A 15,482-nucleotide genomic window follows, 5' to 3' on the forward strand; every position below is an offset into this window, starting at 1 on the left:
AGAAATGACCGAGAAGCTCTTTGACACCGTCCTGGTGGCCAACCGCGGCGAGATCGCGTGCCGCATCATTGCCACCCTGCGGCGGCTGGGCATCCGTTCCGCCGCCGTGTACAGCGACGACGACGCCGGCGCCCGGCACGTGCGTGAAGCCGACGTTGCGGTGCGGCTGGGTCCGGCCGCACCCCGGGAAAGCTACCTCAACGTGGACGCCGTCCTGGCTGCCTGCCGGAGCGTCGGCGCCCAGGCCGTCCACCCCGGCTACGGCTTCCTCAGCGAAAACGCCGACTTTGCCCGCGCCCTGGACGCAGCCGGGATTGTGTTCATTGGTCCCGGAGTACGCGCATTGGACCTGATGGGGGACAAGATCCGGTCCAAGAACCACGTCTCCTCGCACGGCGTGCCCGTGGTTCCCGGCATAGCCGAATCCGGGCTAAGCGATGAGCAGCTCATTGCTGCCGCGGCGGAGGTGGGGTATCCGCTGCTGATCAAACCGTCAGCCGGCGGCGGCGGCAAGGGCATGCACGTGGTGGAACACGCGGACCAGCTGCCGGAAATCCTGCCCACCGCACGCCGGGTCGCGGCGTCCGCCTTCGGCGATGACACCCTTTTCCTGGAACGGCTCATCGCGGTGCCCCGGCACATCGAGGTCCAGGTCCTGGCGGACACCCACGGCAACGTCATACACCTGGGGGAGCGGGAGTGCTCCCTGCAGCGCCGGCACCAGAAAGTCATCGAGGAAGCCCCGTCCGTGCTGCTGGACGAGGTGACCCGGGAACGGATCGGCCAGGCCGCGTGCGATGCGGCCCGCTCCGTGGACTACACCGGCGCCGGCACCGTGGAGTTCCTGGTCTCCGACGCCGCACCGGGCGAATTCTTCTTCATGGAGATGAACACCCGTCTGCAGGTGGAGCATCCGGTCACCGAAATGGTCACCGGCCTGGACCTGGTGGAGGAACAGGTACGCATTGCCGCCGGCGAAAAGCTGCAGCTGGACCAGGGCGACGTCCGCCTGAACGGACACGCCGTTGAGGCGCGCGTCTATGCGGAAAACCCTGCCTCCGGCTTCCTGCCCACCACCGGAACCGTGCATTTTTTGCAGGAGCCGGCGGGGGAAGGCATCCGGGTGGATTCCTCCCTGCTGCCGGGCCTGCCGGTTTCCTCCAGCTACGATCCGATGCTGGCGAAAATCATCGCCTGGGGTCCTGACCGGGACACCGCGCTGAGCCGGCTGGACGCGGCGCTGGCGGACACCGTCATCCTGGGCATCGGTACCAACATCGAATACCTGCGCCTGCTGATCAACGATCCCGAGGTGCGCGCCGGACGCCTGGACACCACGCTGATTGAACGCAAGCTGCCGGACCTGGCCTTCCGCCGTCCCGGTGAGCCGGAACTGGCGGCCGCTGCCCTGGCAACAGCGGCTGACCTGGCAGCCGGACCGTCCCCCTGGGGCCGGGCCGACGGCTGGCGGCTGGGGGCACGGGCGCCGCTGACCCTCGTGTTCGCCGCAGCCGATTCCCAGCTGCCGGACGACGTCGTCGTCCTCCGCGGCACCGTCTCCGGCGCCGCAGTCACCGTCAATGACGGGCCCGAGCGGCAGGCCTCGCTGCTGCGCGAGGGGAACCGCGCCATGGTGACGCTGGACGGCGTCGTGCATCCGCTCACGTTGGCTTCAGTGCCGGGGGAGGGAAGCGCCGCACCCACTCTGTGGACCGCAGGTGCCGGTTACGCCGCACCCCTGCGTCTGCGGAGCCGGACCGAGCTGCTCGCCGCCGAGCGTGCCGCTGCCGGTCGGGCGGAGGGAGCCGCCGATCCGGTGCTGCGCTCGCCGATGCCCGGCACCGTGGTGGCCGTGGCAGTGGCCGACGGCGACCGGGTCACCGCCGGAGCGCCGCTGCTGAGCGTGGAGGCCATGAAGATGGAGCACCAGCTGGTTGCTCCGGCGGACGGCTTTGTCTCCCTGAACCTGCGCCCCGGTGACCTGGTGAAGGCGGACCAGGTGCTGGCCGTGGTGACGCCGGATCCCGAAACTGAAGCACCCGCAGCACCCCAACCACGTCCGGCAGCGGAGCCCGCCGCCGGAACAACCGAACCGCTTGAAGGAGCAGGACATGCCGGACTTTGAACTGAGCGAGGACCACCAGGACCTGGTGGACATGGTGCGCGATTTCGCGGACAACGTGGTGGCACCGGTGTCCGCCCAGCATGACGAGGAGCACAGCTTCCCGTACAAGGTGGTGGCGCAGATGGGCGAGATGGGCCTGTTCGGGCTGCCGTTCCCGGAAGAGTTCGGCGGCATGGGCGGAGACTACTTTGCCCTGGCGCTGGCACTGGAGCAGCTGGCCCGGGTGGACCAGTCGGTGGCCATCACGCTCGAAGCCGGCGTGTCCCTGGGCGCCATGCCCATCTACAAGTTCGGCACCGAGGAGCAGAAGCAGCAGTGGCTGCCGATGCTGGCCTCCGGCGAGGCGCTCGCGGGCTTCGGACTGACCGAGTCCGAGGCCGGATCCGACGCCGGCGGCACCCGCACCAAGGCATACCGCGAGAACGGGCAGTGGGTGATCAACGGAACCAAGCAGTTCATCACCAACTCCGGCACCGACATCACCCGCCTGGTCACCGTCACCGCGGTCACCGGCACCTCCGAGGTGCCTGACGGGCAGGGCGGAACCAAGGTCAAAAAGCAGATCTCCACCATCTTGGTGCCCGCCGAAACCCCGGGGTTCACCGCGGAGAAGGCGTACAACAAGGTGGGCTGGAACGCCTCGGACACGCATCCGCTGACCCTGGACAACGTCCGCGTTCCGGAGGCCAACCTGCTGGGCGCCGAAGGCCGCGGCTATGCCAACTTCCTGCAGATTCTGGATGAAGGACGCATCGCCATTGCCGCACTGGCCACCGGAGCGGCGCAGGGCTGCGTGGAGGAAGCTCTGCGCTACGCCAAGGAACGCGAACAATTCGGTGCCCCAATCGGCACCAACCAGGCCATTTCCTTCCGGATCGCCCGCATGCAGACCCGTGCCCACACCGCCCGCCTGGCCTACTATGATGCCGCGGCGCGGATGCTGGCAGGCAAGCCGTTCAAGACCCAGGCCGCCATGGCCAAGCTGGTGGCCGGTGAAGCAGCCATGGACAACGCCCGCGACGCCACCCAGATCTTCGGCGGCTACGGCTTCATCAACGAGTACCGCGTGGCCCGGCATTACCGCGACTCCAAAATCCTGGAGGTGGGCGAGGGAACCACGGAGGTCCAGCTGATGCTCATCGCCCGCGAGCTGGGGCTCTAGGATAAGCGGAATACTCCGGTGAGAAGCGGCGGCTCAGGCCGGCGGCAGGTTGGTCAAGGACGATTAACGAACGGACACAGTCATGATTGACAAGGTGGTAGGCACACCCGCCGAAGCGGTGGCGGATATCGCCGACGGCGCTTCGCTGGCAGTGGGCGGCTTTGGGCTCTGCGGAATTCCCGTCGCGCTGATCGATGCCCTGCATGATCAGGGCGCCGCGGACCTGGAGACGGTCAGCAACAACTGCGGCGTGGATGACTGGGGGCTCGGCCGGTTGCTGGCCGATCACCGCATCCGCCGCACCGTCAGCTCCTATGTGGGCGAGAACAAGGAGTTCGCGCGGCAGTTCCTGGCCGGCGAGCTGGAAGTGATCCTGACTCCGCAGGGCACGCTGGCTGAAAAGCTGCGGGCCGGCGGGGCGGGCATTCCGGCCTTTTACACCAGCGCCGGAGTGGGCACCCAGGTCAGCGAGGGCGGGCTGCCGCAAAAGTACGACGGCGACGGTTCGGTCCTGCAGGCCTCCGAGCCCAAGGAGGTGCGCACCTTCAACGACGCGCCGTTTGTGCTGGAGGAAGCGCTGACCCCGGACTTTGCGCTGGTGCACGCCTGGAAGGGGGACCGGCACGGCAACCTGGTTTTCCGCGCCACGGCCATGAACTTCAATCCGCTCTGCGCCATGGCCGGACAGACCACCATTGCCGAGGTGGAGGAACTGGTGGAACCGGGCGAGTTGGACCCGGCGCAGATCCACGTCCCCGGAATCTACGTCCAGCGTGTGGTGGAAGTGGGAACCGGCGAGAAACGGATCGAAAAACGCACGGTCCGGCAGCCGTCCGATACACCGAAGGAGGCCTGACATGGCCCTGACACGTCATGAACTCGCCGCTCGGGTGGCCCGGGAACTGGAGAACGGCCAGTACGTCAATCTGGGGATCGGCATGCCCACGCTCATTCCCAACTACATTCCCGACGGCGTGGAAGTGGTGCTGCACTCCGAAAACGGGGTACTCGGCGTCGGGCCCTATCCGCTGGAAGCGGACCTGGACGCGGACCTGATCAATGCCGGCAAGGAAACCGTGACGGTGAACTCCGGTGCCTCGTTTTTTGACTCAGCGGCCTCCTTTGGCATGGTCCGGGGCGGGCATGTGGACGTTGCCGTGCTGGGAGCCATGGAAGTGGCAGCCAACGGCGATCTGGCCAACTGGATGGTTCCGGGCAAGATGGTCAAGGGAATGGGCGGTGCCATGGACCTGGTGTTCGGCGCCAAACGGCTGATCGTCATGATGGACCACACGGACCGCACGGGGCAGCCGAAGATCGTCACCGAATGCTCCCTGCCGCTCACCGGCCGGGCCTGCGTGGACCTGATTGTCACCGACCTCGCCGTGATCGAGGTGGGTCCGGAAGGGCTGATCCTGCGCGAAACCGCTCCGGGTGTCAGCGTGGATGAAGTCCTTGCCTCCACCGGCGCACCCCTGGAGGTGGACCTTGACGTATGAGGCACCGGACGCCGGCACCGAAGAACTGGCCATGGCTCCCCGGGTGGTGGAGCAGCGCGGCCTGTGGTTCGAGGAATTCGAGCCGGGAGTCATTTACCGGCACCGGCCCGGACGCACCCTGACGGAGGCGGACAACGTCCTGTTCACCACCCTGACCATGAACACCCAGGGCCTGCACCTGGATGCGGCCTACAGCGCGGACCAGCCGTTCGGGCAGCGGCTGGTGAACTCCATGCTGACCCTGGCCACAATGGTGGGCCAGTCTGTGGGACAGCTGACCCAGGGCACGCTGGTGGCGCAGCTGGGGCTGGGGGACATCAGCTTTCCGCATCCGCTCTTCCACGGGGACACCCTCTATACGGAAACCGAAGTGGTGGACAAGCGGCTCTCCGGCTCCCGGCCGGGGCAGGGAATCGTCACGCTGACGCACACAGGACGGAACCAGACCGGAGACATTGTGGGGCGGTGCACCCGGACTGCACTGGTGTGGACGCAGGCTGCCGGAACGGCCGCTGAGATAGGTTGAAGGCAACGTTCCACACTGAAAATGTTCCACACTGAAGGAGACCCCGCGTGACCACATTCCCCATGGGACCTGCACTGCTCTTCTGCCCGGGAGACCGGCCGGAACGGTTCGCCAAGGCGGCCGACCGGGCGGACGCGGTGATCCTGGACCTGGAAGACGCCGTCGCGCCCCCTGATAAGGAGGCGGCGCGCCGAAACCTCATTGCTTCCACCCTGGACCCGGCCACCACCATGGTGCGCGTCAACCCGGTGGGCACCGCGGACTTCGAGAAGGACCTGGCCGCAGTGCGGCAGACCCCGTACCGCACGCTGATGGTGGCCAAGGCCGAAGAGCCCGCGGCCATGGAGGAGGCGCTCGCCGGCTTCACCGTCCTCGCGCTCCTGGAAACGGCGCTGGGCGTGGTCCGTGCCGCGGAGATTGCACAGCTCTCCTGCGTTGCGGCCCTGATGTGGGGTGCCGAGGACCTGATGGCATCCCTCGGCGGGGACTCCAGCAGGGGACCGGACGGCAGCTACCGGGGTGTGGCACAGCACGCACGCGCCACGGTGCTGCTGGCCGCCGGTGCCTTCGGCAAAGGCGCCGTGGACTCGATCTACGGCAACATCCCGGACGTCCAGGGCCTGGAGGTCGAGGCACGTGATGCCGCGGCCTCCGGATTCGCTGCCAAGGCCTGCATCCATCCGGGCCAGGTGGCAGCTGTGCGGGCCGCCTACGCGCCGTCGGAAGAGGAGCTGGCGTACGCGCAGGACGTGACCGCAGAGGCCGCCAAGCACGGCGGGGTGTTCAGCTTCCGCGGTGAAATGATCGACGGTCCGCTGCTGAAGCAGGCCCGCCAGACCCTGCAGCGCGCCGGCCGCTGACCGGGGCTGCTGCGGGTTTTGGTCCGGCCCCGGGACACCGGGACCGCGCTGCGCTACCTTCGAAGGATGCGCATAGTCATAGCAGGAGCCCATGGACAGATTGCCCGCGAACTCGGGCGGCTGCTCGCCGCCCACGGCCACGACGTGGCTGGACTGATCCGCAACCCTGACCAGGCGGCGGACTTGGAGGCCGACGGCGTGGCGCCGGTGGTCATCGACCTGGAGAACAGCACCGCCGATGACGTCATCCAGGTCCTGACCGGCGCGGATGCAGCGGTGTTTGCTGCCGGCGCAGGACCGGGCAGCGGCGCGGAGCGCAAGGACACTGTGGACCGGGGCGCCGCCGTCCTGCTGGCGGAGGGCGCCGAACAGGCCGGTGTGGTGCGGTTCGTTCAGATTTCGTCCGTGGGACTGGACGCCGTCCGCGGAGGTGCCCGGCCCGACGGGCTTGACGATGTCATGTATGCCTACCTCACGGCAAAGCTGGCCGCGGAGGAGGACCTGGTCACCCGTGACCTGGACTGGACGATCCTGCGGCCCGGACGGCTTACCAACGATCAGGCCGAGGGGCTGGTGGATCTGGCTGAGTCCGTGTCACAGGGCAGCATTTCCCGCCACGACGTCGCTGCCGTCCTCGCGGAGCTGATCAACAGCGGCCGCGGCAGCCGGCAGATCCTGGAAGTTGTCTCCGGCTCGTCGAGCATCCCAGATGCCGTGGCGGCACTGCCCATTACCCTTTAGTCGCCGGCGCCTTCTTCGGGTTCCGGCCCGGCCGCCCGCTGCTGTGTGTGCAAATCCGGCGGGAAACCGGACTCAGCAGTCCGCGCGGGTGATCCAATCTGGCAACGGCATGCGGGGTAGCCGCCATGGCTGCCGCACCTGCGCTCGTAATGACGCTGTCGGCATCCATCGTGCAGATAACGGGCTTTGCCAAAATCCTCCGTGCAGATCAAGGGGCTAAACGGGGCGAAATCTCCTTTTTGAGCCCGGGAGCTGCACGGAGGATTGGCGGGGCTCCTTTTTGGGCCCGGGAGCTGCACGGAGGATTGGCGGGACTCCTGTTTGGGCCCGGGAGCTGCACGAAGGTTGGGGCGGGAACCGCGCAGCGGGCAATCCCCGGCGGCGCCCGTGCGCGATACTGGAAACATGCAGCTTTCAGGAACTTCCGGCACCCCGTCCGCAGCAACCGACCGGCCCTTCGGCAGCACCGAGGGGGTTCCCCGCCGCATCGTGCTCCTGGGCTCGACCGGTTCCATCGGTACCCAGGCCATTGACGTGGCCGATGCCGCACCCGAACTTTTCACCATCGTTGCCCTCGCTGCCGGCGGGTCGAACCTGGAGCTGCTGGCCCGGCAGGCCGTCCATACCCGGGCGGCCGCCGTCGGCTGCGCTCTCGTGGACAACGCAACCCTGTACAAAGCGGTGCAGGACGCCGCCCGTAACGCCGGCGTTGCGGATTACGATCCGGAGCTGTTCACCGGTCCCTCGGCCGCCACCGCCATTGCCGCCTGGCCCGAAGCCGAAGTGGTCCTCAACGGCATTACCGGCTCCATCGGACTGGAACCCACCCTGGCGGCCCTGGCCGCCGGACACCTGCTGGCCTTGGCCAACAAGGAATCCCTGATCGTCGGGGGAGAGCTGGTCAAGAAGGCCGCCGCCCCCGGACAGCTGGTTCCGGTGGACTCGGAGCACTCCGCTCTCGCCCAGGCGCTGCGCTCCGGCACCGCAGAGGAAGTGGACCGGCTCATCGTCACGGCCTCCGGCGGACCGTTCCGCGGCATGAAGCGCGCCGAGCTGGAAAACGTCACCCCCGACCAGGCGCTGGCACACCCCACCTGGAAGATGGGCCGGATGGTCACCACCAATTCGGCGTCCATGGTCAACAAGGCCCTCGAAGTGATCGAGGCGCACCTGCTCTTCGACGTCCCGCTGGAGAAGATTGACGTCGTCGTTCATCCGCAGTCCGTAGTGCATTCCATGGTTCAGTTCGTGGACGGCTCCACCATTGCGCAGGCCTCGCCGCCGGACATGCGCCTGCCGATCGCGCTCGGTATGGGGTGGCCGCACCGCGTGCCCGGTGCCGCCAAGCCCTGCGACTGGTCCAAGGCCACCGAGTGGACGTTCGAGCCGCTGGACGAGGAAGCCTTCCCCGCCGTCGCGCTGGCCAAGCGCACCGCCGCAGCCGGCGGCACCGGCATGGCCGTGTACAACGCCGCCAATGAGGAGGCCGTGGATGCCTTCCACGACGGTCTCATCGGTTTCACAGACATCGTTGATACGATCGCCGCCGTACTGGCTGAACACACCGACTCTGCGCCGCTGACGCTGGAGTCGGTGCTGGCGGCGGAGAAGTGGGCCCGCGAGGCCGCACGGAAACGCTGCGGACGCTAAGGCCATGACCCGTTGTTCCCCTGACCCGAAGGAAATCCGTTGACCGTTCTGCTCTTCATCCTGGGCGTGCTGTTCGTGGCGGTGGGAGTCGCCGTGTCCATCGCCCTGCACGAAGTGGGCCACCTGGTGCCGGCCAAGGCCTTCAAGGTCCGGGTGACGCAGTACATGATTGGCTTCGGTCCCACCGTCTTCTCCCGGCGCCGCGGGGAAACCGAATACGGATTCAAGGCGCTGCCGCTGGGCGGTTATGTGTCAATGGTGGGCATGTACCCGCCCAACAAGGCCGACGACGCCGAGGGCACAGTCCGTGCCTCCAGCACCGGAATGTTCCAGCAGCTGGCCACGGATGCCCGCGCCGCCGCGGCCGAGCAACTGCAGCCGGGCGACGAGAACCGGATGTTCTACAACCTGCCGATCTGGAAGCGCATCATCGTGATGCTCGGCGGTCCCTTCATGAACCTGGTGATCGGCACCGTTCTTTTTGCCGTCCTGCTCATGGGTTTCGGCACCGCCCAGAGCACCACCACGCTCGCCGAGGTCAACCAGTGCGTCATCACCTCCGATCAGGCAGCACAGGGCCAGACCGAGTGCACGGATGCCGACCCGGCCGCTCCCGCATATCAGGCGGGGCTGCTGCCCGGCGACACCATCACCGCATTTGACGGAAACCCCGTGTCCGGCTGGGATGACCTCTCGGCGCAGATCAAGGAAGCAGCCGGCCGCCAGGTACCGATCACTTACGAGCGCGACGGCGTGGAACAGGAAACCGTCATTACGCCGCTGCTGACGGAGCGGCCAGTGGCCGGCGACGACGGTGCGCCCGTCACGGACGACGCCGGCAACCCCGTGACGCAGGAAGTGGGCTTCATCGGAGTGGCAGCTTCCACGGAGCTGGTCCGGCAGTCCGGTGCTGCCGTCCTGCCGGCGGTGGGGGACAACCTGAAAAGCATTGCCGGCGTCATTGTCCATCTGCCGCAGCGCGTCGTGGATGTGGGCAAGGCTGCTTTCTCTTCGGAAGAGCGGGATCCCAATGGCCCCATCAGCGTGGTGGGCGTGGGCCGCATAGCCGGAGAAATTTCCGCCCTCGAAGAGGTGCCGGTTGCCAGCAAGGTGGCATCACTGGTTGGCCTGGTAGCCAGCGTGAACCTCGCTCTCTTTGTGTTCAACCTGATTCCGCTGCTGCCCCTGGACGGCGGCCACGTGGCCGGAGCCCTGTGGGAAGGGCTGCGCCGCCGCACCGCCAAGCTCTTCAAGCGGCCGGACCCCGGTCACTTTGACCTCGCCAAAATGCTGCCGGTGACCTATGTGGTGTTCGCCCTGCTGATGGGAATGAGCGTGCTGCTGATTTATGCCGACATCGTGAAGCCGGTCAGCCTCTTCAACTAGGGGGCTGGTACCGTGCTCCGGTGCGGGCGCCGTTCCGCGCGGGGGTGCGTACTCCAGCGGGGCTCCTAACGATGGAGCCGCATGGAGCCGAGGCGCCAGACACGCGCGCCCAGCAGGAAGGCCACCAGGGCGATGACAGCCGGTACAACGAGCCACGCCCATTCACTGGTCCACCCGATGCCTATCCCGTCCGCTCCGGAGAACGCCAGCACATCGACGAAGAGGAAGCGGCCGTGTGCCTCGGCTTGTCCGGTCGACTCGACGGCAGCGAGCATTCCGAAGGCAAATGCCAGAAAAACCGTCCAGTAGACCAGCAGGGCCGCGCCGGCAGTTATGGCGCCAACAGACCAAAAGGGGCGGCAGGCACCGTCCTCGGCATACTGCTGCGCGAGGGAGCGGGGCGATCCCAGATCGCGCAGGGCCGCTGCGGTGCCGCGGGGATCGGTGGCCAGAGCCTGCCGCAGTTCCCGAACGATTCCCCGGCGTTCCTTTCCCGGCATGACTCCCTCCAGATGCCATTCCAGGCGGGTCAGATACACTTCCGTTCGCCGGCGCCCGGGAAGTGAACGCCTCGAAGTTGCTGCGGGCCGCGAGCTGGTGTCAGTCATTTCGGGAGTGCTCCTTTGCAATGGTTTCCCCGACAACGGCCGACACGAGATGCCATTGTGTCTCGGCAGATGCCTTGGCAGCTTCTCCGCTTGCCGTGAGGGAAAAGCACTTCCGGGGAGGCCCGGAGGTGGACGCAACCATTCGTGAGCTGACCAGGCCGTCCCGCTCAAGACGGCTCAGCAGCGGATAAACCAGTCCCGTGGTGACCTGCAGGCCGTAATCCGCGAGCCGTTCCACGAGCTGGTAGCCATAGGACTCGTCCTGGCTGATCAGGGTGAGGATCAGCAGGGGCAGGGCGGCCCGGACGAGCTGAGCATCCTGCTGTGCCTGAATTCTGGACATAGTAGTAATGAAACATTAGTAGTGCCACTGCACAAGGGTGGTTCGGCATCGCCCCAGCTGACGGTTGAAATCACAAATGAACCCGATTTAGGTTGCAATTCGATTTGCATACGTTTACGGTTGCAGGATGTTCGTCCTCACGATCGACCAGCGCAACAGCCAGGGGAGCGGAGACCGCGTTCCGGGGCTTTTGGCTGCCTTGGCGGACCGGCCCATGGTGCTTGGGTTCGAGCGGTCGGTCGGCGACGAAATCCAGGGAATCTGTGACAGCGCCGAAACTGCCGTGGATGCCGCGCTCCAGGTCCTGCGGTACGGGAACTGGTATGTGGGGATCGGCGTCGGTCCGGTGCATGATCCCTTGCCGCGCAGTCCCCGGGAAGCCGGCGGTCCGGCCTTCGTCGCCGCCCGGCGGGCCGTTGACCGGGCCAAGAAGACGGGGGACCGGCCGCCGGTCGCGGTGGAAGGTTCCCCCGGCGCTCCGGAGGCGGAAGCGGTGCTGGTTCTCCTGGCCAGGCTGGTGGCCGAGCGTACCGAGGCTGAATGGCGGATCCTGCAACACGTCGAGCCCGGCAAATGGGGAGCTCAGACCGCTGCCGCCCGGATGCTCGGCATCAGCTCCCAGGCCGTGAGCAAAGCCGTAGCGCGCTCGGGCTGGCAGGAAGAATGGGCTGCCCGCCCGGCAGCCGCCGTCCTCCTGGCCCGTGCCGATGACCTGGCCCGTATGGACGGGTCAAGTTCTGCAGTGTCAAAGTCCGCAGCGTTGGACTCCGCAGCCGATGAGACGGAGCACAAGTGATGGAATTCATCTGGATAGTCCTGACCCTGCTGGCGGCGGCACTCCTGGGCTGGCCCGTCACGGCCGGAGTGCTCCGGCTGGCCCGCGCGGTGGAAGCGTCCGGTCCGCCGTTTACCGAAGCCGATCCCGCCGCTGATCAGGATCTGGACGGCGAACTGAGGGCCGCCGGCCGGGTGCAGGGGCCGGTTCTGTCCGGCGGGGCGTCAGCAGTTCCGCCGTCGTCGGCACCGCCTCGGACTGTCAGCCGGACTCCTGCCGCGGGCTCGGTACTCCGGGGCGGACTGGTGATCGGAGTCCTGGAACGGCTGGCCGTCGCGGCCGCCGTCCTGGCATCCGAACCGGTGGCCATCGCCTACGTGGTGGCGGTCAAGGGCCTGGGCCGGTACGCGGAGCTGAAGGAAACTCCCGCAGCAGCTGAACGGTTCATTATCGGCACCCTGGCCTCCATGCTGTGGGCGGCTGGCGTGGCGGCTGCAGCCCGCGCCTTCCTGCTGTGACGGTGACATCCCGTAGGGTGGAGCAATGAGCATTTTCGCAGTTGAATACGTGTACGACTCCGACTCCGCCTCGATCCGCGACGAGCACCGCCCCCGCCACCGTCAGTGGCTTGCCGGGCTGGCAGAGGAAGGCCGGATGCTGGCCTCCGGTCCGTTCCTGGACGGTGCGGGTGCCCTGCTGATCTTCACCGCAGAAGATGAGTCGGACCTCATGTCCCTGCTCAAGCAGGACCCCTTTGCTTCCGCCGGAGCCATCTCCGGCATGAAAACCACCGCATGGTCCCCGGCCGTGGGAGCCTTCGCACACCTGGTCTAAGCCCCAAGCTCTAAGCCCAGAACGATATTCGTACATCCCGCACCGGTGCGGGTGGATAATGGACTAGCGCATCTTTCGCGGCGCATTAGCTTCAGTCGAAATTACTGCCGATAAGGCACATGGAGGACGTTTTGACCTCGGTCAACCTTGGAATGCCAGCAGCACCGCCGCCCACCCTTGCACCGCGGCGCAAAACCCGCCAGATCAAAGTGGGCTCGGTGGGGGTTGGTTCAGACTTCCCCATCAGCGTCCAGTCCATGACCACCACGCCCACCACGGACATCAACGCCACCCTGCAGCAGATTGCGGAGCTGACGGCGTCCGGCTGTGACATTGTCCGCGTGGCATGCCCCAGCGCCGACGATGCCGCGGCCCTGCCGATCATCGCGAAGAAGTCGCAGATCCCCGTGATCGCGGACATCCACTTCCAGCCGAAGTACGTCTTTGCAGCGATTGAGGCCGGCTGTGCGGCCGTCCGGGTGAACCCGGGCAACATCCGCAAGTTCGATGACCAGATCAAGGAAATCGCCCAGGCTGCCAAGGACCACGGCACCTCCATCCGGATCGGCGTCAACGCCGGCTCGCTGGATCCCCGCCTGCTCGCGAAGTACGGCAAGGCAACCCCCGAGGCCCTGGTCGAATCTGCCGTCTGGGAAGCGTCCCTCTTTGAGGAACACGACTTCCACGACTTCAAGATCTCCGTCAAGCACAATGACCCCGTGGTCATGGTGCGCGCCTATGAGCTGCTGGCTGAACGCGGCGACTGGCCCCTGCACCTGGGCGTGACCGAGGCCGGCCCTGCGTTCCAGGGCACCATCAAGTCCGCCACCGCCTTTGGCGCGCTGCTGTCCAAGGGCATCGGCGACACCATCCGCGTCTCTCTCTCCGCTCCGCCGGTGGAGGAAGTCAAGGTCGGCAACCAGATCCTGCAGTCGCTCAACCTGCGCCCGCGCAAGCTGGAGATCGTGTCCTGCCCGTCCTGCGGCCGCGCCCAGGTGGACGTGTACACTCTCGCAGAGCAGGTAACCTCCGGTCTGGAAGGCATGGAAGTTCCGCTCCGCGTCGCCGTCATGGGCTGCGTCGTCAACGGACCGGGCGAAGCCCGCGAAGCTGACCTCGGCGTTGCCTCCGGCAACGGCAAGGGACAGATTTTTGTGAAGGGGGAAGTCATCAAGACTGTCCCTGAGGATCAGATTGTTGAGACCCTCATCGAAGAGGCTATGAAGATCGCAGAGAGCATGGGGGAGTCCGATGGCGAAAATGCTGGCACGGGTGGCCCCATGGTTGTTGTCGGCTAAGACTGCCGACTCCGGCGGACCGGACGTCCGCGGGGGCAGCTCCGGCGCGCTCCGCCTTCTGGGCAAGGAGGACACCGAAGCCCTGTGGTCCCTCGCGGAGCAGGACCCGGTAGCCAACATCTTCCTGCTCTCCCACCTCGAAACAACCCGCACCGCTGCGCCCACGCCGGCCGGCGGGCGGGTTGTCGGCGTTTTCGACGACGACGGCGCCCTGAGCGCCGCCTGCTGGGCCGGTGTCAATGTGGTTCCGGTGGGCGTGACTCCGGAAAACGGCCCCGAGATCGGGCAGTTCCTGGCCCGGTCAGGGCACCGCTATTCCTCCATCTTCGGTCCGGCCGAAGCGGTGCTGTCCATCTGGTCCGAGCTGCAGCATTCCAGCCCCCGGCCCTTCGACGTGCGCAGCGACCAGCCGCTGCTGCAGATGACCGGGCTTTCACAGGTACAGCCGGCGCCCGGGCTGCGCTATGCCCAGCCCGCCGAACTTGATGTCCTGCTCCCTGCCTGCGCTGCCATGTTTGAGGAGGAAGTGGGATATTCGCCCCTTACGGGCGGAGGCCACCACTACCGGCAGCGGGTGAAATCCCTCATTGCCCGGCGGCAGTCCCTGGTGGATTTCGATTCCTCCGGTCAGGTGGTGTTCAAGGCCGAACTGGGAACGGTTTCCAGCGGCGCGGTTCAGATCCAGGGTGTCTGGATGAACCCCGCTTACCGCGGCCGCGGCCTCAGCGCCTCCTACATGTCCGCAGTGGTGGAAGCCGCCAGGCAGGTTGCGCCGTTGGTAAGCCTCTACGTCAATTCCTACAATGCACCCGCCCGCGCCACCTACGAAGCCGTGGGCTTTGAACAGGTGGGCACTTTCGCCACCATCCTCTTCTGACGGAATGCCCTAACTGACTGCCACCAACCGGGGGAAAAGAAACACCATGAAGAACACCATGAAGACCGGCGCCCTCTGCCTGGCCGGGATCCTGGCCCTTTCTGCCTGCGGCAGCTCCGGAGAGAGCGTCTCATCGGCTTCGCCCGCCTCGCCGGATTCGCCTGCTTCCGCACCGGCCTCCTCCGCGCCCTCATCCACGCCGGCTCCGGCGGCAGGCCGGGAGCAGTACACGGCGGATGAACTTGAGGCGGCGCTCACCGCAGTCAAAGCCAGCCAGGGACTGAGCGGCGAAGTGCAGAACGACGACGCCGTGCGCCCCCTGCTGGCCGAGAATCCCCTCACGGGCGTTACCATCACGCCGGAGCACTGCAACAGCCTTGTTTCATCCTTCTTTGACGAGAAGATCTCTGACGGAAATCTCGCCGCCGTGGGAATGGACGGCACCGACCTGCTGATGCTGATCAGCTACGACGATGCGTCAGTGCCGGATCAGCAGACCGGGAGCAGCAAGCAGCTCATTAAGGACTGCGGGAACTTCACGATGGAGCTGAGCGGGACGGTAATCGACGGCTCGGTGGAAACCATTGACGCTTCCACGCAGGCACCGTCCACACAGGCTTTCCGGACTGAGCTCAGCCGGGATGGAAAGCCCGAGGGGGCGGTCCTCCAGGTCAGCGGAATCTCTGGCACCGTCACCGCCAGTGTGACCCTGTTGAACCCCGAAGATGACGACGCTGCGGTGACGGCAGCCGAGAAGACCATCAACGCGGCGCTGGCCGAGCTCGAAAAGAACTAATC

The 15,482-nt window shown here is 66.5% G+C and carries 17 protein-coding genes; 15 read left to right on the forward strand and 2 right to left on the reverse strand.

The features are described 5' to 3' along the window. The first annotated feature begins 4 nt into the window (after positions 1-4). The 9 genes from AC4D2W_RS12915 (at position 5) to AC4D2W_RS12955 (ending at position 9,949) form a co-directional block, all read left to right on the forward strand. Entirely contained in the window at positions 5-2,125 is a 2,121-nt protein-coding gene (locus tag AC4D2W_RS12915) for an acetyl/propionyl/methylcrotonyl-CoA carboxylase subunit alpha (protein WP_490927302.1), read from the forward strand. Further along, positions 2,112-3,287 carry an acyl-CoA dehydrogenase family protein gene (locus AC4D2W_RS12920; protein WP_490927303.1) on the forward strand — a complete coding sequence of 392 codons (1,176 nt, stop codon included), beginning with the start codon at positions 2,112-2,114 and terminating at the stop codon, positions 3,285-3,287. Before AC4D2W_RS12915 ends, AC4D2W_RS12920 begins: the two co-directional genes overlap by 14 nt. A gap of 82 nt (positions 3,288-3,369) precedes the next feature. Beyond that, positions 3,370-4,143 (forward strand): CoA transferase subunit A, encoded by a 774-nt coding sequence (locus tag AC4D2W_RS12925; protein WP_490927305.1) that lies wholly within the window; start codon positions 3,370-3,372, stop codon positions 4,141-4,143. A gap of 1 nt (position 4,144) precedes the next feature. Beyond that, the gene (locus AC4D2W_RS12930) at positions 4,145-4,786 is read left to right on the forward strand and encodes a 3-oxoacid CoA-transferase subunit B (RefSeq protein ID WP_490927306.1); all 642 of its coding nucleotides are present in this window, start codon (positions 4,145-4,147) and stop codon (positions 4,784-4,786) included. A gap of 31 nt (positions 4,787-4,817) precedes the next feature. Next, positions 4,818-5,312: a MaoC family dehydratase gene (locus AC4D2W_RS12935; protein ID WP_490927444.1), complete on the forward strand. Its 495-nt coding sequence runs from the start codon at positions 4,818-4,820 to the stop codon at positions 5,310-5,312. 62 nt (positions 5,313-5,374) lie between these two features. Continuing rightward, positions 5,375-6,172 carry an HpcH/HpaI aldolase/citrate lyase family protein gene (locus AC4D2W_RS12940; protein ID WP_490927445.1) on the forward strand — a complete coding sequence of 266 codons (798 nt, stop codon included), beginning with the start codon at positions 5,375-5,377 and terminating at the stop codon, positions 6,170-6,172. A 66-nt stretch (positions 6,173-6,238) separates the two neighbouring features. Continuing rightward, positions 6,239-6,913: an SDR family oxidoreductase gene (locus AC4D2W_RS12945; protein ID WP_490927307.1), complete on the forward strand. Its 675-nt coding sequence runs from the start codon at positions 6,239-6,241 to the stop codon at positions 6,911-6,913. Positions 6,914-7,318: 405 nt separating this feature from the next. Further along, the gene (gene dxr / locus AC4D2W_RS12950) at positions 7,319-8,563 is read left to right on the forward strand and encodes a 1-deoxy-D-xylulose-5-phosphate reductoisomerase (RefSeq protein ID WP_490927308.1); all 1,245 of its coding nucleotides are present in this window, start codon (positions 7,319-7,321) and stop codon (positions 8,561-8,563) included. A gap of 39 nt (positions 8,564-8,602) precedes the next feature. Further along, positions 8,603-9,949, forward strand: a complete 1,347-nt coding sequence (locus AC4D2W_RS12955) for a M50 family metallopeptidase (protein ID WP_490927309.1) — start codon at positions 8,603-8,605, stop codon at positions 9,947-9,949. A 65-nt stretch (positions 9,950-10,014) separates the two neighbouring features. Here AC4D2W_RS12955 and AC4D2W_RS12960 read toward each other — a convergent pair whose 3' ends face one another. Further along, positions 10,015-10,557 carry an HAAS signaling domain-containing protein gene (locus AC4D2W_RS12960; RefSeq protein WP_490927310.1) on the reverse strand — a complete coding sequence of 181 codons (543 nt, stop codon included), beginning with the start codon at positions 10,555-10,557 and terminating at the stop codon, positions 10,015-10,017. Next, a complete protein-coding gene (locus AC4D2W_RS12965) occupies positions 10,550-10,900 on the reverse strand; it encodes a PadR family transcriptional regulator (protein WP_490927311.1) in 351 nt (116 codons plus the stop codon). Before AC4D2W_RS12965 ends, AC4D2W_RS12960 begins: the two co-directional genes overlap by 8 nt. A 127-nt stretch (positions 10,901-11,027) precedes the next feature. On the opposite strand from AC4D2W_RS12965, the gene AC4D2W_RS12970 reads away from it, so the two are divergent. From AC4D2W_RS12970 to AC4D2W_RS12995, 6 genes are all read left to right on the forward strand, one after another. Then, entirely contained in the window at positions 11,028-11,696 is a 669-nt protein-coding gene (locus tag AC4D2W_RS12970; RefSeq protein ID WP_490927312.1) for a MarR family transcriptional regulator, read from the forward strand. Beyond that, positions 11,696-12,193 carry a hypothetical protein gene (locus AC4D2W_RS12975; protein WP_490927313.1) on the forward strand — a complete coding sequence of 166 codons (498 nt, stop codon included), beginning with the start codon at positions 11,696-11,698 and terminating at the stop codon, positions 12,191-12,193. The genes AC4D2W_RS12970 and AC4D2W_RS12975 overlap by 1 nt, the downstream gene beginning before the upstream one ends. 25 nt (positions 12,194-12,218) lie before the next feature. After that, positions 12,219-12,509 (forward strand): YciI family protein, encoded by a 291-nt coding sequence (locus AC4D2W_RS12980; protein WP_490927314.1) that lies wholly within the window; start codon positions 12,219-12,221, stop codon positions 12,507-12,509. 131 nt (positions 12,510-12,640) lie between these two features. After that, entirely contained in the window at positions 12,641-13,807 is a 1,167-nt protein-coding gene (ispG, locus tag AC4D2W_RS12985) for a flavodoxin-dependent (E)-4-hydroxy-3-methylbut-2-enyl-diphosphate synthase (protein ID WP_490927446.1), read from the forward strand. Beyond that, positions 13,770-14,684 (forward strand): GNAT family N-acetyltransferase, encoded by a 915-nt coding sequence (locus AC4D2W_RS12990; protein WP_490927447.1) that lies wholly within the window; start codon positions 13,770-13,772, stop codon positions 14,682-14,684. Before ispG ends, AC4D2W_RS12990 begins: the two co-directional genes overlap by 38 nt. A gap of 46 nt (positions 14,685-14,730) precedes the next feature. Further along, positions 14,731-15,480: a hypothetical protein gene (locus tag AC4D2W_RS12995; RefSeq protein ID WP_490927315.1), complete on the forward strand. Its 750-nt coding sequence runs from the start codon at positions 14,731-14,733 to the stop codon at positions 15,478-15,480. Positions 15,481-15,482 lie beyond the last annotated feature (2 nt).

Source organism: Arthrobacter sp. TJ-58 (assembly GCF_058269295.1).